Annotated in this window: 20 protein-coding genes and 1 pseudogene; 11 read left to right on the plus strand and 10 right to left on the minus strand. The window is 61.8% G+C overall.

Annotation, left to right across the window (positions count from 1 at the left end; all coding sequences use genetic code 11):
* Positions 1-5: 5 nt before the first annotated feature.
* A complete protein-coding gene (locus Q390_RS0110110; RefSeq protein ID WP_245606897.1) occupies positions 6-1,199 on the plus strand; it encodes an MFS transporter in 1,194 nt (397 codons plus the stop codon).
* Positions 1,200-1,206: 7 nt separating this feature from the next.
* Here the strand turns inward: Q390_RS0110110 and Q390_RS0110115 are convergent, their stop codons facing one another.
* Genes Q390_RS0110115 through moaA form a run of 4 tightly spaced genes read right to left on the minus strand, consistent with a single transcriptional unit; the run spans position 1,207 to position 4,752 of the window.
* Entirely contained in the window at positions 1,207-1,551 is a 345-nt protein-coding gene (locus Q390_RS0110115; protein ID WP_027995954.1) for a thioredoxin family protein, read from the minus strand.
* Between the two features lie 52 nt (positions 1,552-1,603).
* Positions 1,604-2,962, minus strand: coding sequence for a molybdopterin molybdotransferase MoeA (moeA, locus tag Q390_RS0110120; RefSeq protein WP_027995955.1), 1,359 nt, complete (start codon positions 2,960-2,962; stop codon positions 1,604-1,606).
* Positions 2,959-3,597, minus strand: a complete 639-nt coding sequence (gene mobA, locus Q390_RS0110125) for a molybdenum cofactor guanylyltransferase MobA (RefSeq protein WP_027995956.1) — start codon at positions 3,595-3,597, stop codon at positions 2,959-2,961. The genes moeA and mobA overlap by 4 nt, the downstream gene beginning before the upstream one ends.
* 18 nt (positions 3,598-3,615) lie before the next feature.
* A complete protein-coding gene (moaA, locus tag Q390_RS0110130) occupies positions 3,616-4,752 on the minus strand; it encodes a GTP 3',8-cyclase MoaA (RefSeq protein WP_027995957.1) in 1,137 nt (378 codons plus the stop codon).
* A 255-nt stretch (positions 4,753-5,007) separates the two neighbouring features.
* On the opposite strand from moaA, the gene Q390_RS0110135 reads away from it, so the two are divergent.
* The 4 genes and pseudogenes from Q390_RS0110135 to Q390_RS0110150 all read left to right on the plus strand — a co-directional run bounded on the left by Q390_RS0110135 (position 5,008) and on the right by Q390_RS0110150 (position 8,241).
* Positions 5,008-5,769 (plus strand): type IV pili methyl-accepting chemotaxis transducer N-terminal domain-containing protein, encoded by a 762-nt coding sequence (locus Q390_RS0110135; protein ID WP_245606898.1) that lies wholly within the window; start codon positions 5,008-5,010, stop codon positions 5,767-5,769.
* Positions 5,770-5,840: 71 nt separating this feature from the next.
* Entirely contained in the window at positions 5,841-6,029 is a 189-nt protein-coding gene (locus Q390_RS0110140) for a hypothetical protein (protein ID WP_027995959.1), read from the plus strand.
* A 66-nt stretch (positions 6,030-6,095) separates the two neighbouring features.
* Positions 6,096-7,148: pseudogene (tadA, locus tag Q390_RS18170) on the plus strand (tRNA adenosine(34) deaminase TadA); the annotation flags it as partial.
* Between the two features lie 88 nt (positions 7,149-7,236).
* Positions 7,237-8,241, plus strand: coding sequence for an LD-carboxypeptidase (locus Q390_RS0110150; protein WP_027995960.1), 1,005 nt, complete (start codon positions 7,237-7,239; stop codon positions 8,239-8,241).
* 55 nt (positions 8,242-8,296) lie between these two features.
* Here the strand turns inward: Q390_RS0110150 and Q390_RS0110155 are convergent, their stop codons facing one another.
* Both Q390_RS0110155 and Q390_RS0110160 read right to left on the minus strand, forming a co-directional pair.
* Positions 8,297-9,307: an HD-GYP domain-containing protein gene (locus tag Q390_RS0110155; RefSeq protein WP_027995961.1), complete on the minus strand. Its 1,011-nt coding sequence runs from the start codon at positions 9,305-9,307 to the stop codon at positions 8,297-8,299.
* Between the two features lie 105 nt (positions 9,308-9,412).
* A complete protein-coding gene (locus tag Q390_RS0110160; RefSeq protein ID WP_027995962.1) occupies positions 9,413-9,898 on the minus strand; it encodes a YajQ family cyclic di-GMP-binding protein in 486 nt (161 codons plus the stop codon).
* Between the two features lie 58 nt (positions 9,899-9,956).
* Between Q390_RS0110160 and murB the strand changes: the two genes are divergently transcribed.
* Together murB and Q390_RS18175 are read left to right on the plus strand one after the other, a co-directional pair.
* On the plus strand, positions 9,957-11,039 hold the full coding sequence (murB, locus tag Q390_RS0110165) for a UDP-N-acetylmuramate dehydrogenase (protein WP_027995963.1): 1,083 nt from the start codon (positions 9,957-9,959) through the stop codon (positions 11,037-11,039).
* A 35-nt stretch (positions 11,040-11,074) separates the two neighbouring features.
* On the plus strand, positions 11,075-11,809 hold the full coding sequence (locus Q390_RS18175) for a tetratricopeptide repeat protein (RefSeq protein WP_211250447.1): 735 nt from the start codon (positions 11,075-11,077) through the stop codon (positions 11,807-11,809).
* Between the two features lie 303 nt (positions 11,810-12,112).
* Here the strand turns inward: Q390_RS18175 and argG are convergent, their stop codons facing one another.
* The 4 genes from argG to Q390_RS0110190 form a co-directional block, all read right to left on the minus strand.
* The gene (gene argG, locus Q390_RS0110175; protein ID WP_027995964.1) at positions 12,113-13,453 is read right to left on the minus strand and encodes an argininosuccinate synthase; all 1,341 of its coding nucleotides are present in this window, start codon (positions 13,451-13,453) and stop codon (positions 12,113-12,115) included.
* 72 nt (positions 13,454-13,525) lie between these two features.
* Positions 13,526-13,843, minus strand: a complete 318-nt coding sequence (gene ppnP, locus Q390_RS0110180; RefSeq protein WP_027995965.1) for a pyrimidine/purine nucleoside phosphorylase — start codon at positions 13,841-13,843, stop codon at positions 13,526-13,528.
* 141 nt (positions 13,844-13,984) lie between these two features.
* Positions 13,985-14,668, minus strand: coding sequence for a glycine zipper 2TM domain-containing protein (locus tag Q390_RS0110185; protein ID WP_027995966.1), 684 nt, complete (start codon positions 14,666-14,668; stop codon positions 13,985-13,987).
* 153 nt (positions 14,669-14,821) lie between these two features.
* Complete coding sequence (locus Q390_RS0110190) at positions 14,822-15,202, minus strand: ArsC family reductase (RefSeq protein WP_037472728.1); 381 nt, start codon at positions 15,200-15,202, stop codon at positions 14,822-14,824.
* A gap of 48 nt (positions 15,203-15,250) precedes the next feature.
* Here Q390_RS0110190 and folC point away from each other — a divergent pair, with 48 nt between their 5' ends.
* From folC to purF, 4 genes are all read left to right on the plus strand, one after another.
* Positions 15,251-16,573 (plus strand): bifunctional tetrahydrofolate synthase/dihydrofolate synthase, encoded by a 1,323-nt coding sequence (folC, locus tag Q390_RS0110195; protein ID WP_027995968.1) that lies wholly within the window; start codon positions 15,251-15,253, stop codon positions 16,571-16,573.
* A gap of 27 nt (positions 16,574-16,600) precedes the next feature.
* Positions 16,601-17,527 (plus strand): SPOR domain-containing protein, encoded by a 927-nt coding sequence (locus Q390_RS0110200; protein WP_027995969.1) that lies wholly within the window; start codon positions 16,601-16,603, stop codon positions 17,525-17,527.
* A 16-nt stretch (positions 17,528-17,543) separates the two neighbouring features.
* Positions 17,544-18,032: a CvpA family protein gene (locus tag Q390_RS0110205; RefSeq protein WP_027995970.1), complete on the plus strand. Its 489-nt coding sequence runs from the start codon at positions 17,544-17,546 to the stop codon at positions 18,030-18,032.
* Positions 18,033-18,140: 108 nt separating this feature from the next.
* Positions 18,141-19,646, plus strand: coding sequence for an amidophosphoribosyltransferase (purF, locus tag Q390_RS0110210; protein ID WP_027995971.1), 1,506 nt, complete (start codon positions 18,141-18,143; stop codon positions 19,644-19,646).
* The last annotated feature ends 6 nt before the right edge of the window (positions 19,647-19,652 follow it).

Below are 19,652 nucleotides of genomic sequence, written 5' to 3' on the forward strand. Positions count from 1 at the left end.
CCGTTATGCAACGCCACTGGTCGCCCTTTGCCTGGGTTTGTTTTGCGATGTGCGTCGGCGTCATGGGAACGGCGCTGGCCAGCCCGCTGTATCCGCTGTACCAAGCGCGCTGGGACTTGCTGCCCAGCCACATCACCGGCATTTATGTCGCCTACATGCTGGGCGCTCTGGCCAGCCTGCTGTTTCTGGGGCGTTTGAGCGATCGCTTTGGCTTTTTTCTCGTCCTGCGCAGCGGCCTGATGCTGGTCACCGCCGGGGTACTGCTGTCGGCGCTGGCGTGGAACGTGCCGTCGTTTGTCGTCAGCCGCGTGGTCATTGGCATGGCCTCGGGAATGATCACCACCTCGGCCTCGGTCGGCCTGACGCAACTGAGCCGCAGCGGCAACGTGCAGCACGCCTCGGCCATGACCAGTTTTGCCATGTCGCTGGGTTTTGGTCTGGGGCCGCTGGTCGGCGGGGTGCTGGCACAGTGGCTGCCGCAGCCCTTGGTGACGGCCTATGTGCCCAGCGTGCTGCTCGGCGCGCTGGCGGTGTATGCGCTCTATCAGGTGGAGGTGCCCGTGCCCGTGCCGACCGGTGCGGCGCAGCGGCTGCGCGACTGGCTGCCGCGCATCACCTTGCCGCTGCCGGCGTTGCGCCGGCCGTTTTTTATCGCCTGCTTCGGCGCGTTTGGCACCTTTGGCATTTTTGGCCTGTACGCCTCGCTGGCGCCGAGCTTCATGGGGCAGATGCTGCCCTGGCATGGGCCGGCCGTCAGCGGCCTGTCGATTGCCTTGATTTTGTTTTTATCCGCCGGCGTGCAGTGGCTGGCCCGGCCGGTGCACACCAAAACCTGCATTCTGTGGGGGCTGTGCCTGCTGGCGGCGGGCAATGGGTGGCTGATGGCCACCACCTATAGCAACTGGCCGCTGCTGTTTGTTTTCAGCCTGCTGACCACGGCGGCAGGGCACGGGCTGGTGAATCTGGCCGGCATTGCCATCGTTAACAAGGTGGCGCGCCCGGACACCCGCTCCGGGCTGCTGTCCACCTATCTGGTGGTCGGTTATCTCGGTACCATTGCGCCGATTTTGGGTGTGGGTTGGTTGTCTGACCATGTTGGGTTGCCGCTGGCCATCGTCACTTTTTGCGTTGGCATGGCGCTGTTGACCAGCAGTCTGGCCTGGCTGGCCTACCGCACGCCGGTGATCGAGGCGGCTTGAGGCGGCCTCAAGCGTCGCGCGAGGTTGCGGGCGCTGCGCTTTGCAAGGCCTGGGTGATGCTGGCGGCGTTGGCCGGGCGCACCAGCCGCGCCACTTCCTGACCGTGTTGTAAAACCACCAGTGTCGGCCACAGGCGCACGCTGTAACTGCGCCCCAGCGGCTGGCCTTTGCCGTCTTCCACCTTGACGTGTGCCACGTCGCTGTGCTGCTGCAAGGCTTGTGCGATCAGCGGCTGCGCGCCTTGGCAGTGGCCGCACCAGGGGGTACCAAATTCCAGCAAGGTGGTACCGGGCAAATGCTCGATGTCGGCGCGACTGGGTGTCTGCGCCAGGTGCTGTGCGGTGTAGGGCATGGAACAAACTCCGAAAAAAATTCATTCTGCGATCGGCTGCGGCGCTGGCGCGTCAGATAACGCCGTCAAATAGCATCACGCTGACCATCTCGCCTACAGCCACTGCGCCTTGCTCGTGCGCCAGCACGATCAGGCCATTGGCTTGCACCATGGAACTGAGCACGCCCGAGCCTTGCGGGCCGGTGGTACGCACCTGCAGCGTGCCGTCCGACGCGGTGCTGACCCAGCCGCGCTGGTATTCAGTGCGGCCGGGGTTTTTGCGCAGCGCCTCGGTGCAGACGGCGCGTAGCAGCGGCGGCGGTGCCTGCGTGCAGCCCATCAGGCGCAGCAGGGCCGGGCGCACAAACACCAGAAAGCTCACCATCGCCGCGACCGGGTTGCCGGGCAGGCCAAACAGCAAGGGGCCATTGGGGGGGGTAGAACTATTGTTTTTATAGCTATTAGCGCTGGATGCATAAGCGCTAGAGCCTGATTTCACTGTTATTTTGCTGGCGTCGATGCGGCCCACCGCCAGCGGGCGGCCGGGGCGTATGTTGATGCGCCAGAAGGCAGCATCGCCCAGTGGTGGCAAGGTGCTGCGCAGGTGGTCGGCTTCGCCAGCGCTGGCGCCGCCGCTGGTGATGATGGCATCGGCCTGGTTTGCGGCCTGCACCAAGGCGGCCTCCAGTTGTGCCGGTGCATCCGGCACCACGCCCAGGTCAATCACCTGCACGCCCAGGCGCGTGAGCAGGCCAAACAGGGTGTAGCGGTTGCTGTCATACACCGCGCCGGCGCGCGGCGGCTCGCCCAGACTCAAAATTTCGTTGCCAGTCGAAAAATACGCCACGCGCAAGCGCCGCACCACCGCAACGGTGGGCAGGCCCAGGCTGGCGATCAGCCCCAGCGCCGCGGGCGTCAGCAGCGCGCCTTGCTGCAGCGCCACACCGCCTTGCACCAGGTCTTCGCCTTGGCGGCGGCGGTTGTCGCCGCAGCGCAGCAGGTTGGCGGCGAGGGTGATGTGGTCTTTTGTGTCGGAGCGGGTCAGTTCTTGCGGCACCACGGTATCCAGCCCGGCAGGCAGGGCGGCACCGGTCATGATTTTTATGCACTCACCCGTGGCCACTGGGCCAGTCCAAGTGGCGCCGGCCAGCACTTTGCCGACCACGCGCAGTGTCAACGGCGCGCTAGCGACCAGCTGATTGCCAGCAAAGGCATAACCGTCCATGGCCGAGTTGTCGTGTGGTGGCACGTTCAAAGGCGACACCACATCGCACGCCAGCACCCGGCCCAGTGCCTCAAACATGCCGACGTCTTCACTGGCGGTGAGGGGTTGGACGAATTGCGCCAGCAGCGCGGTGACCTGGTCGGCGCGCAGGTGGAGGGGGTCGCAGGGCAAGGCGGCGGCCAGATCGGCCAAAGAGGGGGGCGTCATGCTGATTGTTCCAAGTGCTGCAATTCAGCCAGCGTGTTGGTGTTAAAGAAGGCGCGTGCACCGTCGCCGGGCTGGTCAAACGCCACTACCGAGCAGCGCTGCGCTAAAGCCCAAGCCTGAATTTTGCGACCGCCGTCTGTGGTGAAGTGCTGCAAGCTGGCCAGCAAGCGGACGTTGATCAGGCTGAAAACGGGTTGCGGGCGCACGCGCACGCCACCCGCACCGTCGTCTTGCGGTGCCGTGGCCATGGCGAGGTCGCTGCCGTCGCGTGTGGCGGCAGCGGCCAGGCGCACCACCAAGTCGCGCGGAAACAGTGGTGTATCGCACGGCACGGTCAGCAGCCAGGGGGTTTGGCAATGCTCCAGCCCGGTCAAAAAGCCCGCCAACGGCCCGGCGTAATCGGCCAGCCCATCGGGCCAGACCGGTGCGCCATGCGCAGCGCCCAAAGCTTCGTAGGTTGCTAGATTACGGTTGGCGTTGAGCACCAGCGTGCCGACCTGCGGCGCCAGTCGCTCCAGCGCGTGCTGCGCCAGTGGCACGCCGTGAAAGTTTTGCAGGCCTTTGTCCATGCCGCCCATGCGCGCGCCGCGCCCGCCGGCCAGCACCAAGCCGGTAATGTGTGAGGTGTCGATCATGGGGTGAAGGTGGCGCGCTCAGCCTCCGATGTAACTCATCTCGACCCGGCGCAGACCAGGGCCAGCGTCTGCTGCCAGTGTGCTGCGCAGCTCGGAATAGCGGTCGCTGCGGCCTTGCCAGATGGCAGCGATGGCGCTGGCGATCGCTGTGTCATCGGCACCGCCCCGCAACAAGCTGCGCAGGTCGTAGCCCTGGCCGGCGAACAGGCACAAAAACAATTGCCCTTCGGTGGACAGGCGGGCGCGGTTGCAGTCGCCGCAAAAGGCTTGGGTGACGCTGCTGATCAGGCCAATCTCGCCCAGTGCCGAGTCATGCACGCCGGCGCTGTTGGCCCAGCCCCAGCGCGCAGCGGTTTCGCCGGGAGCGCTGGGTGCCAGTGGCACCAGCGGCAGTTCGGCCTGCAGGCGCGTGAGCAGTTCGGCGGATGGCAGCACTTCGTCCATGCGCCAGCCATTGGTGGCACCGACGTCCATGAATTCAATAAACCGCAGCGTGACACCACTGCCGCGAAAGTGCCGCGCCATCGGCACGATTTGCTGGTCGTTGGTGCCGCGCTTGACCACCATGTTCACCTTGATCCCCGACAGGCCAGCGGCGTGCGCTGCCTCAATACCGGCCAGCACCTGCGCCACCGGAAAATCGACATCGTTCATGCGCCGAAACACCGCATCGTCCAAGCCATCCAGGCTGACGGTGACACGGTTCAGGCCGGCATCTTTCAGGGCGCGCGCCTTGCGTGCCAGCAGCGAGCCGTTGGTGGTCAGCGTGATGTCGGGGGCGGTGCCGTCGACGGTGCGCAACTGCGCCAGCTGGGCAATGAGTTTTTCGAGGTTCTTGCGGAGCAGTGGTTCGCCTCCGGTCAGGCGAATTTTGCGCACGCCGTGTGCTAGAAACAGCCGCGCCAGTCGGCTGATTTCTTCAAAACTGAGCAGGGCGTGGTGCTGCAGGTAGGCGTGGTCTTTGTCAAACACTTCCTTGGGCATGCAGTAATTGCAGCGAAAGTTGCAGCGGTCGGTGACGCTGATGCGCAGGTCGCGCAGCGGGCGCCCCCGAGAGTCCGACAGCAGGCCGGTGGACGCCAGGGGCTGTGGCACAGGGGGCAGGGCCAACCGGGCGTTGCGCTGCTGTACGAGAGGGATGACACGTTCAAGCATGGCGCGATTTTGCGCCACGACTGGGGGCGTGAAGAGGACCTTCGTGACTCCTTGAATTGATAGGGGTCAAGTTGCAGCGCTTCTGGGGCGGTGCGTGCCGTTGTCCTGCTTATTGACATGTGTCAGGTTGTGTCATGGCGCTTGGACCAAAATCAAACGCTCTTCCATCATCCGTTCTGATTAGTTTGTTGATTAATGAAAATACCAGTTTGTTCTTCCGACCGTTCTGCGACGCGTCGCACCCTACTGCAGGCCATGGCCGCCGCGCTGTTGGTGCCTACCTGGCAAACGGCGCAGGCCCAACTGGTGCTTTCTACCGCCATCAACCGCACGGCACGTTTTCGGGCGCTGTCGCAGCGCATGGCCAAAGCGTATTGCCAAATCCACCTGAACGTGCTGCCCGAACAGGCCCGCACTGTGCTGGTCACGGCACGCCAACTGGTGCACTCCGGTTTTGCCGATCTGGCCCAGGCGCAGTGGCCGCAGGACTTGGCGGAGCAATTGGCACAGGTACAAAAACTGGCGCTGGGTCTGGAGGCACTGCTCGATCAGCCGCCCAGCAAAGAGGCGGTGGCGGCGGTGTCCGTGCAAGCCGACAAAATGCTGGCCAGCGCCGATAACGCGACCCAGACCCTTGAAAAGCTATCTAAAACCAGTACGGCACGCCTGGTCATCACGGCGGGGCGCCAACGCATGTTGTCGCAGCGCTTGGCCAAAAATTACAGCCTAGCCGCGGCCGGCTTCAACAACCAGGCGGTGGCCAATCAGATGATCTCGGACGCGACCGAGTTCAAGCAGGCGCTGGTCATTCTGGGGGCTGCGTCCATTTCTTCGGCCGGTATTCGCAACGAGTTGGGCTTGGGCGCGTCGCAATGGATCTTTTTTGATGCGGCTCTGCAGCGCCAGCCTGATATGCGCGGCCTCCAAGCCGTGGCCACCACCAGCGAGCGTTTGCTCGAAGTGATGGACAAGCTCACCGGTTTGTACGACGTGGCCCTCAAGGAAGAGCTGGGATAGTCCGGCACGCCCTGGTTGCCTTGCGATAAAGTGGCAGCTCGCCACAATGCCTCGTTTCCAGGAACCCTCCCATGCGCGCTGCCGTCGGAATTCTTTCTCTGCTGCTGGCGCTGGCCGCTGTCGGCCTGTTAACCAAGAAACAGCTGGCGAGTACGCCCCTTGCGGTGCCCGCAGCCAGTGTGCGTGCGCAAAGCCAGCAGGTGCAGCAGGCCGTCGAAGGACTGATGCAGCCACGTGCCATGCCGGATACTGATCAATAAAATAGAGGTAAAAATGGCCTGTAACGCTTATGTAGCAAGCGATGATAGCTATCAAAATAATATTGCATGAATGAATCTGCCGACGGGCACTGGATGCGCTTGGCACTCGCCCAGGCGCGTGCGGCGGCGCAGGACGGTGAGGTGCCGGTGGGCGCCGTGGTGGTGCACCAAGGCCAGCTGATTGCCACCGGGCGCAACGCCCCGGTACAGGGACACGACCCGACCGCGCACGCTGAAATCGTCGCCCTGCGCGCCGCAGCGCAGCACCTGGGCAACTACCGGCTGCAGGACTGCACGCTCTACGTCACGCTGGAGCCCTGCGCCATGTGCAGCGGCGCCATGCTGCACGCCCGTGTGGCGCGGGTGGTGTTTGGCGCCGCCGATGCTAAAACCGGCGTCGCCGGTTCGGTGCTGAATCTGTTTGCCCAACCGCAGTTGAACCACCAGACCCAGGTGCAGGGCGGCGTATTGGCCGAGGAATGCGCAGCGCTGTTGGGTGCATTTTTTCGTGCCCGGCGCTGCCAGCAGCGCGCCCAGGCCATCGCTCGGCATCCGTTGCGCGACGACGCCTTGCGCACGCCGGAGGCGCGTTTTGCCGACTTGCCCGATTACCCGTGGGCGCCGCACTACGTCAATGACTTGCCGGCGCTGGCCGGCCTGCGTTTGCACTATCTGGATGAAGGGCCGCGCGAGGCTTCCCATACTTCTATCACTTGGCTGTGCCTGCACGGCACGCCGGCTTGGAGCTATGTCTACCGCCATTGGCTACCGGTGTTGACCGCTGCTGGCCACCGTGTGGTGGCGCCAGATCTGATTGGTTTTGGTAAGAGCGACAAGCCCAAGAAAGACAGTTTTCACACCTTGCAATGGCACCAACAGGTGCTACGCGAATGGGTCGAGCGGCTGGACTTGCAGCGCGCTGTGCTGGTGCTGCACGGCAATGCAGGTGAGTGCGGTGCGCAGCTGCCAGTGCAAATGCCCGAGCGCTTTATGGACACGCCTGATGCATCGTTACCCGCTGACCTCTCCCCCTTAGAGGTGTTGCCCGAGGGCGCGGCCTGCGATGCGCCCTTCCCCGACCGGGGCAGTCGCGCCGCGCTGCGCGCTTTTGAGCGGGTGCTGAGAGAGCGCAAAAAGCTGTGAAATACTTCAGCCCCTGATTTTTTCATTCCTTGTACGGAGCGGGCCGCAGCACGGCCCGAGCGCTTTGTCTTCTGACCACGACACCTGCCACTGCGGCCACGATCACGATCACCACCATGATCACGGCGCCAAGCACATCTACATTTATTCGCCCTCCAGCGCGGTGCGCGACAAGGCGGCGTTTCGGCGCGGCGTCAAGCGCCTGCAAAAACTCGGCTACGAGGTCGAAATTGATGTGGATGCTCTGTCCAGCCACACCCGTTTTGCCGGCGACGACGCCACGCGCTTAGCGGCTATCCACCGCGCTGCGGCTAGCGGCGCCGATGTGGCTTTGATCTCGCGCGGCGGTTATGGCCTGACGCGCATCCTGCCGGGCATTGACTATGCGGCGGTGGCGCGTGCTATCGATGGCGGACTGCGCTTTGTCGGTGTCAGCGACTTCACCGCTTTTCAGAATGCCGTGCTGGCGCAAACCGGCGCCGTCACCTGGGCTGGCCCGGCGCTGTGCCCGGACTTTGGCACCCAAGAGCTGCCCGACGACATCATGGAGGCCTGCTTTGACGATTTGATCTGTGGCCACGGTGAAGGCGCCGGCTGGCGTTTGCCGCGCGCCAAGCCGGTCACAGGCGCCGCGCCTGAAACACCCGCTGCCCCCGTCGAATTTGACATCCCTGCTGCGCGCCTGTGGGGTGGCAACCTGGCTGTCCTGGCTTCGTTGGTCGGCACGCCCTACCTGCCGCAGGTGCCGGGCGGCATCTTGTTCATTGAGGACGTGAACGAACACCCTTACCGTGTCGAGCGCCTGCTGACGCAACTGCTCTACGCCGGCGTACTGGCACAGCAGCAGGCGGTGATTTTTGGCCAGTTCACCAGCTATACCCTGGCGGCGCACGACAAGGGCTTCAAGCTGCAAAGCGTGGTCGATTGGCTGCGCCGCCAGATCACCACGCCGGTGCTGACCCAGTTGCCGTATGGCCACGTCGAGACCAAGGTGTGCCTGCCAGTAGGCGCGCAGGTGGAATTGTCCGTGCAGGGGCGTGATGCGCTACTGTATTGGGGTCATCCGTAAAGACGCAGCAAAAAACCAGCAACTGGCCCGGCGCCCGCCTTGAGCGCCTGCGCCATCAGTGCAGGTCGCCAGGATCGGTGGCCAAGTCGGTACGGGGCTGCGCCGCATACAGGCCCAGGCGCACCATGGTGCGGTGGTTCAGTTCGACCGCGACGGCCGCGCGTGTCAGCGCCGACTGGATGCGCGGCTTGCCACTGCTGGTGCGGTGCAGGCGCGGCTCGTTCAGCGGCTGGCCGGTGTCGTCGAGCAGGCTGGCTACCAGCGGTTGGTTGTGTTTTTCGCTGCGGCGCAGCACGATGGCGATGTCACCGTTGTCCAAGCGCACAAAGGTGCCCGGTGGGCACAGACCGACGCTGCGCACCAGCATGTAGCCGACCTCATCGCGCTGATCCACTTCTTTGCCCACCAGAGCACGCACCGAGTCGGTGGCGCTGCGCCCGGGGCGTGATTTGCGCGGGCTGATCATGGCGGCATAGCGGTCAATGGCGCCCAAAATGCGCGTCAGCCGGTCTTGCACGGCCAGGCTGGCCAGGGGGATGCGTTCCCCCAGAATGGTGTGGTGCTGGCCGACCACCTCCAGCCACAGGTCGTCGGTGATGTGCAATTGCTCCAGCAACTCTTGACTGTGCAGGGGGTGGTGCCGGATGGCCTCTTGCTGCCCGGCACTGGGTTTTTCGCGCTGATCGGCCAATGTGTCCTGCAGCGCGGTCATGCCAATATTCATGGTGAAGGCAGCCCGCACCAGTGCGTTGCGTTCGTGGCTGGGCAGTTCGAACTCGCGCGCCATCAGGTGGCACAACGTGGCGCACACCAGCGCGTGCGAGGCGCTGTAGCCGACGGTGGACGTGGCGGCGAGCTGGAACATCAGGTAGAGCGCAGCGTCTGTGTCGTGCGCCACCAGTTCTTGCAGCCACTGGTCGAACTGGCGCACCTTGGCCTGAAAGCTGCGTGCCTGCGTCGGGCGTGCCAGCAACACCGACAGCGCCGACTCCAGGTCGCCCCACAGGCTGAGCAAGTCTTCATATTCTTCGTTGTGCGCCGTGCGCGCCAGGGTAGGGGAGTGCATGGCAGGGTTCAAGGGTGCTTTTCCAGTATCAGTTGCTCGTTATTGCAGTGGCTTGCATTTGCGCAGTGGCACGGGATGTCGCACAGGCACAGAGTACGGCGGAGCTCAGTCGCGGAAGTTGTTGAACGACAGCGGCATGTCGGCAATGTCCTTGCGGATCAGGGCCATCGCCGCTTGCAGATCGTCGCGCTTGGTGCCGCTGATGCGCACTTTTTCTTCCTGGATGGCGGCCTGCACCTTGATCTTGCTGTCCTTGATGAGTTTTTGCAGCTTCTTGGCCAGCTCGCTCTCGATGCCGTTGCGCACCTTGATGACCTGCTTGACCTTGTCGCCGCCGATTTTCTGCGACTTGCCGATGTCCAGAAAGCGCACATCGACGTTGCGTTTGGTCAGCTTGTTGCGCAGCAGGTCTTCGACTTGGGTGAGCTGGAATTCGGCGTCACCGTACATGGTGATTTCCTTGTCCTTCAGCTCGACGGCCGCAGACGTGCCCTTGAAGTCAAAGCGCGTGCCGATTTCCTTGGCGGCGTTTTCAACGGCATTTTTCACTTCGACAAAGTCGGCTTCACAAACGGTATCAAAAGATGGCATGGTGGGTTTACTCTTCAAAAATCGCGTCGCACCAAGGGCCGGTGCGACAATCGGGTCGATGTTAGTCGAGAAAAACGCCTCCCTCCAACCCTACAACACCTTTGGCATCATGGCCCGCGCCGACACCCTAGTGCGCGTGCGCTCCAGTGCCGATATCGCTGCGCTGCGCGCCGACCCCGTGCTGGGTACCGCCCCGGTGCTCATCCTGGGCGGTGGCAGCAACGTGGTGCTGACCGGCGATGTCAGGCCGGTGGTGCTGAAGATCGAAATCAAGGGCCGCCGCCTGGTGCAGGAAACGGAACGCGCCTGGATCGTTGAGGCCGGCGCAGGTGAATCCTGGCACGACACTGTGGCCTGGACGCTGGCGCAAGGCTGGCCGGGCCTGGAAAATCTGGCGCTGATCCCCGGCACCGTCGGCGCCGCACCGGTGCAGAACATCGGCGCCTATGGCGTCGAGCTGCAAGACCGCTTTGACTCGCTGGATGCGGTCGATCTGCGCACTGGCCAGCGCTTCACGCTGGATGCGGCGCAATGTGCTTTTGGCTACCGCGACTCGGTTTTCAAACATGCGCCAGCTGCACCCCAAGCCGGCGAACAACTGCCGCGCGGCATGGGTCTGGCCGGGCGCGCGGTCATCACGCAGGTGCGGTTTCGCCTGCCCAAGCGATGGAAGCCTGAACTGGGCTACGTCGAACTGGAACGCCGTGCTGCCGAGGCTGCTGACGCCGGTGTGGTACCGCCCACGGCGCAGCAGATTTTTGACTGGGTTTGCGCCATTCGCCGCGCCAAGCTGCCCGATCCTGCGGTTATTGGCAACGCTGGCAGCTTCTTCAAAAACCCCACCGTCACGCCCGAGCAGTGCGCCGACATCATTGCGCGCGAGCCTAAAATTGTGCACTACCCGCTGGACGATGGCCGTATCAAGCTGGCCGCCGGCTGGTTGATTGATGCCTGTGGTTGGAAGGGCAAGACCGTCGGCCAAGCCGCGGTCTATGAAAAACAGGCGCTGGTGCTGGTCAATAAAGGACGCGGCGAAAGCAGCGTGACTGGTGGTGAAGTCATGACTCTGGCGCGCGCCATTCAGACCAGTGTGTATGAGCGCTTTGGTATCCGACTGGAGCCCGAGCCGGTAGTGGTCTGAGATAGAAATTATATAAATCGCGGACTATGACAATAATGAATTTAAAGCATTTAACAAAGTCCATTTTCATGGCCTTGGCGATAGCAATAAATACCGTTTCAATGGCGCAAGATAGCAGGCCTGCCCTGCCAGATCGCGAGAATGCTGATTACAGCACTGGGTTTGCTGGGTTGAAAAAATTAGCGGAAAAAGGGAATGCTGAAGCGCAGTTTCTTTTGGGAGAGATGTATTCCAAGGGAAAAAGCGTTCCTAAGGATGAGCGACAGGCGGTCGATTGGTATCGAAAAGCAGCTCAGCAAGGCAATGCCAGTGCGCAATCTAATCTGGGTTTCATGTACTCCAGTGGACTCGGTGTTGCCAAGAACGATCAGGAAGCTGCAGCCTGGTATCAAAAAGGGGCAGAAAATGGGGATAGCTATGGCCAGTTCACCCTTGCCAGCCTGTATTTAAAGGGCCTCGGTGTTCCCAAGAATGAGCAACTGGCGGCTGCCTGGTATCAAAAAGCGGCACAACAAGGCCACGCCAACTCGCAATTTCATTTGGGCACTCTGTATGAGCATGGCATAGGGGTTGCCAAGGAGACGCGCCAAGCGGTGGTCTGGTATCGAAAAGCCGCCGAAAAAGGCCAGGCAGAGGCGCAGTTGGCGCTCGCTAAAATGTATAAAAATGGAATTGGTGTCGCCAATGATCCGCAGCAAGCTCAATATTGGTATACAAAAGCTGCCGAGCAAGGCAGTTCCGAAGCCGCGATGGCTTTGGACGTGAAGTAAGCGCTGCAGCAAAAATCATCAACTGAAGATCACTCTGACCCTCCACAGGCCCCGCCTGCCTTCGGTCGATTCCTGCCAAGCGCGTGGCAGCAAATAGGCGCCCAGTGCGGCAGCGGTCAGAACTACGGGCGCGTGCGGCTGTCGCAGCTCACCAAGAATAAAAAAACCGCCCGATCGTGTGAGCGGGCGGTTTGCTGAGGTGGGGAGCTCAAATACTATTGTTTTTATAGCTATCAGCGCTTGCTAAGAAAGGGCTAGAGGCTGTTTTTACTCTGTATTTTAGCGCGCGCTCGGTCTGTGCTCTCAGCGCTTGCTGTCATCCGACAGGTGCGCTAGTGCCGCATTGCCGCCCAGTGACAGCAGCCCGGCGTTGGCGTAGATCCCCAGTTTGGCACGCGTATCGACGATATCGAGGTTGCGCATGGTCAGCTGGCCGATGCGATCGAGCGGCGAGAACGGTGCGTCTTCGACCTTTTCCATCGACAGGCGCTCGGGCGCGTAGGTCAGGTTCGGGCTTTCGGTATTCAGCAGCGAGTAATCGTTGCCGCGGCGCAGCTCCAGCGTCACGGTGCCGGTGACGGCGCGGGCAATCCAGCGCTGGGCGGATTCGCGCAGCATGATGGCTTGCGGGTCAAACCAGCGGCCTTGGTACAGCAGGCGACCCAATTTGAGGCCGTTCATGCGGTACTGCTCGATGGTGTCTTCGTTGTGGATGCCCGTCACCAAGCGTTCGTAAGCGATGTGCAGCAGCGCCAAACCGGGGGCTTCGTAGATGCCGCGGCTCTTGGCTTCGATGATGCGGTTTTCGATCTGGTCGCTCATGCCCAAACCGTGGCGGCCGCCGATGCGGTTGGCTTCCAGGATCAGTTCGACCGGGTCGTTGAATTCAACACCGTTCAGCGCCACCGGCTGGCCTTCTTCAAAGCGCACCGAGACTTCCTCGGCTTTGACGGCGACGTCTTCTTTCCAGAAAGCCACGCCCATGATCGGGTTGACGATGCGGATGCCGCTGTTCAAAAACTCCAGGTCTTTGGCTTCGTGCGTGGCGCCGAGCATGTTGCTGTCGGTGCTGTACGCCTTTTCGGCGCTCATCTTGTAGCCAAAGCCATGCTCGGTCATGAAGGCCGACATTTCAGACCGGCCACCCAGCTCGTCAATGAACAGCTGGTCCAGCCACGGCTTGTAGATTTTGAGCGCCGGGTTGGTCAGCAGGCCGTAGCGGTAGAAGCGCTCGATGTCGTTGCCCTTGTAGGTGCTGCCGTCGCCCCAGATGTTGACGTCGTCTTCCTTCATCGCGGCGACCAGCATGGTGCCGGTGACGGCGCGGCCCAGCGGCGTGGTGTTGAAGTAGGTGGCGCCGGCGGTGCTGACGTGGAAGGCGCCGGCTTGCAGCGCGGCAATGCCTTCGTGGGCGAGTTGCGTGCGGCAGTCGATCAGGCGGGCTTTTTCCGCGCCGTATTCCATCGCTTTGCGCGGGATTTCGTCGTAATCGGGCTCGTCGGGCTGGCCGAGGTTGGCGGTGTAGGCGTAGGGCTGTGCGCCCTTGAGCTTCATCCACAGCAAGGCGGCGCTGGTGTCGAGGCCGCCCGAAAAAGCGATGCCGACTTTTTGACCGATGGGGAGGTTTTGCAGAATAGTGGCCATGAGGTATCTCTCAAAAATGATAGCTGCTTACGCTTGCCTGGTAAAGGCTAGAGGCTGAAAATACGTTAAATTTCAACCGAAGTGGCAGATGTAGTGGTAGGCGTCGGTGACACGGATGTCGAATTTGGAGTTACCGGGAATGCTGAATTGCTCGCCCGGTGTGCTGGTCAGCCAGGTGTCTGAACCGTCTAAACGGTATTCGCAACGACCGGCCACGCATTCCATGATTTCGGGCGCGCCGGTGTTGAAGGTGAGCGCGCTGGGCAGCACCACGCCGACCGATTTTTTCGTGCCGTCGGGGAAGGTGATGCCATGGCTGACGCACTTGCCGTCAAAGTACACGCTGGCCTGGGTGGTGACGGAGACGCCGTCGATTTTTTCGGTGGTCATGGAAGAGGGTGTTTCTACAAGGACAAACCGGCAATTTTAGGCCACCGGCTGTCTGGTGTTGCGCACTCAGGCTATGGGCGCAGGGCGCAAAAAAGAGCCCCGAAGGGCTCTTGGCGATCAGTGGATCAGTGCGTGTCGTTTTCAGCGCCAGCGGTGGCGAGGTGCGTTGCCGCCACGGTAGTAGTAGTCGGATTCAATGATGACCGGCGTCACGTACTGCGGCTGCTGCTGGTACGGCGGCGGATAGGGGTTGTCTTGGATAACTACGCCGTTGGGGTTGTAAGGGTTGGACTGCGTTGAGTAGGTGTGCCCATACGGATAGGGCATACCGTTGCTGTTGCTGTTGCTGTTGCCGTTGGCGTTGCCCAGTGGCTGTACCTGCACGGGGATCGTGCGGCCAGGGTCGGTTTGCGTCTGCGTGGTGTATTGGCGTCCGGCGTATTCATACACCACGGTGTAGCCGACGGTGCGGTTTTCGTAATAGGTCTGGGTATTGCAGCGCTGCACGTTCTGGTAGGTGGGCCGGCCGTTACCCTCGATCTGATTGCCCAGTAGCGCGCCACCGATCACGCCCAGTGCGGTCGCTGCCGCGCGGCCACTGCCGCCGCCAATGGCATTGCCCGCGGCGCCACCGGCAAGAGCGCCCAGCACGGCACCGCCGCCCGTGGTCTGTTGGCCGGTGTAGACGGTCTGGTTGTCGCACACCTGCTGGGGTACGGCCACTTGTTGCACGACGGGCGTGGCCGAGAGCACACGTGCCTCCTCCTGTGCATTGGCCAGCGTGGCTGCGCCGGCGAGGAGAGAGAAGAGTGCGATTTTTTTCATGGAGAAATCCCTTTCGGATTTGGCGAAATTGAACCGCTTCTTAACGCGCCAGACCCACATAAAGTTTATGCGCCAGCTGCAAAGGGGGTGCTGGGACACCGTAAATCTGCGTAAAGATACGGCAAGGGTGGTGGGACAGTTGATTTGCATCCGTCAGCCTGCGCCGTGCAATAGCTGTGTCCACAGGGCTGCATCGAAGCCTACGGTGGTGCGAGTTTCGGCGCTGCGACGCCATTCGACCACCGGGCGCTTGATGGCGCTGGCGTGCGCCTGCAGCAAGGCGTTGGCGCTGGCGGCATCACATACGGCGGCTTGGGTGGCGGTGTCCAGCTTGCGCCAGGTGGTGCCCTGGCGATTCACGAGCTTTTCCCAGCCGACGGCAGCCATCCACTGCGTCAGCCGGTCAGCAGGCACGCCGTGTTTTTTGAAATCGTGAAATTGGTACTCTAGCCCTTGGGCGCTGAGCCAGGCACGGGCTTTTTTTACGGTGTCGCAGTTGCTGATGCCGTACAGGGTGATGTCAGGGGTAATCATGTTGGGCATCATGCGGCAAGCCCGCGCTCGGCGACAATACCGCCCTGTATGCACACTACTATTGACACCTTGGAAGGCTGGCTGGCACATTGCGAGCGCCTGCATCCGCACCCCATCGAGATGGGACTGGAGCGCGTCAGTGAGGTCGCGCGCCGCATGGCGCTGCGCTTTGACTGCCCGGTCATCACCGTCGCTGGCACCAATGGCAAGGGTTCGACCTGCGCCATGCTCGAAGCCATTGCGCGTGAGGCGGGTTACCGTACCGGGGTGTATTCCTCGCCGCATCTGGTGCATTTCGAGGAACGCTGCCGCCTGCGTGGTGAGGCGGTCGATGCATCTGATTTGATCGCGCATTTCGCCGCTGTGGAAAGCGCCAGAACCCAAAATAGCGCGGAGATTTCGCTCAGCTATTTTGAATTTACCACCCTGGCCATCCTGCACCTGATGAGCCAGGCGTCGCTGGATGTAGTGATTCTGGAAGTCGGTCTGGGCGGGCGGCTCGATGCCACCAACATCATCGACGCCGACTGCATGGTGATCACCAGCATTGATGTGGACCATGTGGAATACCTCGGCCCCGACCGCGAAAGCATTGGCCGCGAAAAGGCCGGCATCATGCGCACCGGCAAACCGGTCATCGTCAGTGATCCCATGCCGCCGCAAAGTGTGATCGACCATGCCCGCGAGATGGGGGCCGATCTGTGGCGCTTTGGCGAGGACTTCAATTTTTCTGGCGACAAGCAGCAGTGGGGCTGGGCCGGGCGTGGGCGGCGCTATGCCGGGATGGCTTATCCGGCGTTGCGCGGTGCCAATCAGCTGATCAATGCGTCGGGCGCGCTGGCGGCGCTGGAGGCGTTGCGCGATCGTATTCCGGTAACGGCCCAAGCGGTGCGCAATGGTTTGTCGATGGTCGAGCTGCCGGGGCGTTTTCAAATCATTCCCGGGCAACCGGCGCTGGTGCTGGATGTCGCGCACAACCCGCATTCGGTGGCGGCACTGACGGCCAACCTGGATGCCATGGGCTACTTTCCGACCACACACGCCGTGCTCGGCGCCATGGCCGACAAAGACCTTGGGCCGATGTTGGCCAAGGTGGCGCCGCTGGTGGATCGCTGGTATTTCACCGATCTACCGACGGCGCGCGCGGCCACTGCAGCTGGTTTGCAACAAAAATGGAATGCTTGGCAAATGGTGGCCGGTGGCCGGCGCACCGTGCCCACGGCGACCTTTGCCAGTCCACAAGCAGCACTCGATGCTGCCGTGGCCGCAGCCGCCCCCACTGATAGAATCGTCGTCTTTGGCTCGTTTTACACAGTGGGCGGCGTTTTAATCAACGGGACGCCGCGCCTGCACTCGAAGCACTTGGGCTGACAGGCACGCACGGGTTTTTGCAACTTCATGGCATTTTTCAAGTTTCGCTGGCCGGGTCAAAAGCGGCAAGACGATAAGTCGACAAAACCTTCGCGTGAGCAGCGCACCGAGAACATCGATGTGATGCGCCGGCGCGCCCGCCATCGCCTGATCGGTGCCGGGGTGCTGGTGCTGCTCGGTGTCATCGGCTTTCCGATGTTGTTTGATACTCAGCCACGCCCGATTCCTGTCGATATCCCTATTGAAATCCCTGACCGCAACCGCGTAGCCCCACTGGTGGTGCCTGATGGCGCGCCTGCAGCCGTGGCGCCAGCGCCGGCCAGCCGTGCCGCAGCGGTGGCCAGTCTGTCTGACGGCGAAGAGGTGCTGGAGTCGTCTCCCGGACGCAAACCTGCTGCCGCTGTAGCCCCTCTGGTGCCAGCCAAGTCAGAGGTGCGACCTGAGCCGAAACCAGTGCCTAAGCCTGAGCCGAAACCAGTAGCCAAACCCGAGCCCAAGCCGGAGCACAAGCCCGATCCCAAACCAGTGCCTAAGCCTGAGCCCAAGCCTGAGCCAAAACCAGTACCCAAGCCTGAGCCCAAGTCTGAGTCAAAACCAGTACCCAAGCCAGAGGCGCCCAAGCCGGCACCACATAACGATGATGCTGCACGTGCGCGTGCGCTGCTAGAAGGGCGTTCTCCGCCACCGCAGTCCCCCGCTGCAGTTGCATCTATAGGGGCACAAGAGGGACGTTTCATTGTGCAGATTGGCGCTTTTGCTGATGCCGACAAAGCCCGTGAAGCACGCCAGAAAGTCGAACGCACCGGACTCAAGACTTATACCCAGGTGGTGGAGACCAAGGATGGCAAGCGTATTCGGGTGCGGGTCGGGCCGCTGGTGAACCGAGCCGAGGCAGAAAAAGCAGCTGCGCGCATCAGGGCTCTAGATTTGTCTGCCTCTATCCTCACCTTATAGAGCGTATGTGCCCGCCATGGCTGCGCTGGATTTGATTTTTGTCGGGGTATTACTGGTGTCGATGCTGATCGGCGCTTGGCGTGGATTGGTATTTGAATTGTTGTCTGCATTGAGTTGGGCTGCAGCGTTTGTGCTGGCGCAGTGGTTTGCTGCCGACCTGGCAGCGTTGCTGCCGCTGAGTGGATGGCCCAGTGCGGGACGCTATGCGGCAGGTTTTGCTGTCGTATTTGTGCTGGCCTTGTTTGGCTGTGGCATGGTGGCCGCGTTGGCCAGAAAATTGGTCGAGGCGACGGGCTTGCGTCCTGCCGACCGTGCACTGGGGGCGCTGTTTGGTGTCGTGCGCGCTGGGGTGCTGCTGCTGGTCATGGCCGTGCTGGCCCAGCTGACGCCTTTGCACGAAAGCGACTGGTGGCATGAATCGAGCGGTGCGCCCTGGTTGTCAGTGGCCTTGAAAGAGCTCAAACCGGCATTGCCGGAAGAATTTGGCAAGTATCTGCCGTCATAAATAAGAACGTGTTCACGATTTAAGGATTGGCGGGAGGGTATCGGCTGTCGGCCGAGCTTCTTGCTCAAGGTATGCGGGCCTGGCCCCGCGAATCAACGAGAGTCAACTATGTGCGGAATCATTGGCGTTATCAGTAGCGCCCCGGTCAACCAACTGATTTATGACGCGCTGTTGTTGTTGCAACACCGTGGGCAGGATGCTGCCGGCATCGTCACCCAGCAAGGGCGCAAGTTCTTCATGCACAAGGCAAAAGGCATGGTGCGTGACGTGTTTCGCACGCGCAATATGCGCGCGCTGCCCGGCAGTGCTGGTCTGGGGCAGGTGCGTTACCCCACCGCCGGCAATGCCTACAGTGAAGAAGAGGCGCAGCCGTTTTATGTGAATGCACCTTTCGGTATCGTGTTGGTCCACAACGGTAATCTGACCAATGCCCATGCCTTGCGCTCTGAACTGTTTTCTACCGACCATCGCCATACCAATACCGACAGCGACTCTGAAGTGCTGTTGAACGTGTTTGCCCACGAGCTGGAGCGCTCCACGCATGGCGTTCCGCTGCGAACCGAGGACGTGTTTACTGCCGTAAGCGCGGTGCATCGCCGTGTCAAGGGTTCGTATGCAGTGATCGCCTTGATTGCTGGCCACGGGCTGGTAGCGTTTCGCGACCCGCACGGCATTCGTCCGCTGGGCATGGGCCGCAGCCAAGACGGCACCGTGATGGTGGGCAGTGAGTCGGTAGCGCTGGAAGGCACAGGCCATGTGTTCGAGCGCGATATCGCGCCAGGCGAGGCGGTATTCATCACGCTCGACGGCCAAGTGCATGCGCGTCAGTGCGCCGAATCACCCAAGCTGCAGCCGTGCATTTTTGAATTTGTCTATCTGGCGCGGCCCGACTCGGAGATGGACGGCATCTCGGTGTACCAGGCGCGCCTGAATCTGGGTGCATCGCTGGCCAAGCGGGTGGTGTCCACCGTGCCACCCAACGAGATTGACGTGATCATTCCGATTCCTGAGTCTAGCCGCCCCAGCGCTACCCAGTTGGCTCATCTGTTGGGTGTGCCGTACCGCGAAGGTTTCGTTAAGAACCGCTATGTCGGTCGCACTTTCATCATGCCGGGCCAGGGCGTACGCAAAAAATCAGTGCGCCAGAAGCTCAATGTCATTGCCAGTGAGTTCAAAGGTCGCAATGTGCTGTTGGTGGACGACTCTATCGTGCGCGGCACCACCAGCCGCGAGATCGTGCAGATGGCGCGCGATGCGGGTGCGCGCAAGGTCTATCTGGCCAGTGCCGCGCCGCCGGTGCGCTTTCCGAATGTGTATGGCATCGATATGCCTACCAGCGGTGAGTTGGTGGCCCATGGCCGCACGGTCGAAGAAATCCGTCAGTCGATTGGCTGCGATGCCTTGATCTATCAGGACGTCGAAGGCATGAAAAAAGCCATTGGCTCCCTTAATCCAAAGCTCGATGGTTTTGATGCTTCCTGCTTTGATGGCGTCTACGTCACTGGCGACATCACCGCCGAGGACATCGAGCGTCTGAATGAAGGCCGCGTGGGTGTGCAAGAGGACGAAGAAGATACCTCGCGCCTGGCATTGCCCAATGCCCAGGAGGCGTAAGGCGTG

It is taken from the genome of Simplicispira psychrophila DSM 11588, from assembly GCF_000688255.1.
In the GTDB taxonomy this organism is placed as follows: Bacteria; Pseudomonadota; Gammaproteobacteria; order Burkholderiales; family Burkholderiaceae_C; genus Simplicispira; species Simplicispira psychrophila.

Bases quoted from the DNA above. Each gene is read 5' to 3' on its own strand.
- ppnP (WP_027995965.1), bottom strand. From the start codon at position 13,843: ATGACCACCGAAAAAATCGACGGCGTCTCCGTCACCACCCAGGCCAGC.
- Q390_RS0110190 (WP_037472728.1), bottom strand. From the start codon at position 15,202: ATGATTACCCCTGACATCACCCTGTACGGCATCAGCAACTGCGACACC.
- folC (WP_027995968.1), top strand. From the start codon at position 15,251: ATGCACACTACTATTGACACCTTGGAAGGCTGGCTGGCACATTGCGAG.
- Q390_RS0110115 (WP_027995954.1), bottom strand. From the start codon at position 1,551: ATGCCCTACACCGCACAGCACCTGGCGCAGACACCCAGTCGCGCCGAC.
- Q390_RS0110110 (WP_245606897.1), top strand. From the start codon at position 6: ATGCAACGCCACTGGTCGCCCTTTGCCTGGGTTTGTTTTGCGATGTGC.
- Q390_RS0110185 (WP_027995966.1), bottom strand. From the start codon at position 14,668: ATGAAAAAAATCGCACTCTTCTCTCTCCTCGCCGGCGCAGCCACGCTG.
- Q390_RS0110205 (WP_027995970.1), top strand. From the start codon at position 17,544: ATGGCTGCGCTGGATTTGATTTTTGTCGGGGTATTACTGGTGTCGATG.
- Q390_RS18175 (WP_211250447.1), top strand. From the start codon at position 11,075: ATGAATTTAAAGCATTTAACAAAGTCCATTTTCATGGCCTTGGCGATA.
- Q390_RS0110140 (WP_027995959.1), top strand. From the start codon at position 5,841: ATGCGCGCTGCCGTCGGAATTCTTTCTCTGCTGCTGGCGCTGGCCGCT.
- Q390_RS0110200 (WP_027995969.1), top strand. From the start codon at position 16,601: ATGGCATTTTTCAAGTTTCGCTGGCCGGGTCAAAAGCGGCAAGACGAT.
- mobA (WP_027995956.1), bottom strand. From the start codon at position 3,597: ATGATCGACACCTCACACATTACCGGCTTGGTGCTGGCCGGCGGGCGC.
- moaA (WP_027995957.1), bottom strand. From the start codon at position 4,752: ATGCTTGAACGTGTCATCCCTCTCGTACAGCAGCGCAACGCCCGGTTG.
- Q390_RS0110135 (WP_245606898.1), top strand. From the start codon at position 5,008: ATGGCCGCCGCGCTGTTGGTGCCTACCTGGCAAACGGCGCAGGCCCAA.
- moeA (WP_027995955.1), bottom strand. From the start codon at position 2,962: ATGACGCCCCCCTCTTTGGCCGATCTGGCCGCCGCCTTGCCCTGCGAC.
- argG (WP_027995964.1), bottom strand. From the start codon at position 13,453: ATGGCCACTATTCTGCAAAACCTCCCCATCGGTCAAAAAGTCGGCATC.
- Q390_RS0110155 (WP_027995961.1), bottom strand. From the start codon at position 9,307: ATGCACTCCCCTACCCTGGCGCGCACGGCGCACAACGAAGAATATGAA.
- purF (WP_027995971.1), top strand. From the start codon at position 18,141: ATGTGCGGAATCATTGGCGTTATCAGTAGCGCCCCGGTCAACCAACTG.
- murB (WP_027995963.1), top strand. From the start codon at position 9,957: ATGTTAGTCGAGAAAAACGCCTCCCTCCAACCCTACAACACCTTTGGC.
- Q390_RS0110160 (WP_027995962.1), bottom strand. From the start codon at position 9,898: ATGCCATCTTTTGATACCGTTTGTGAAGCCGACTTTGTCGAAGTGAAA.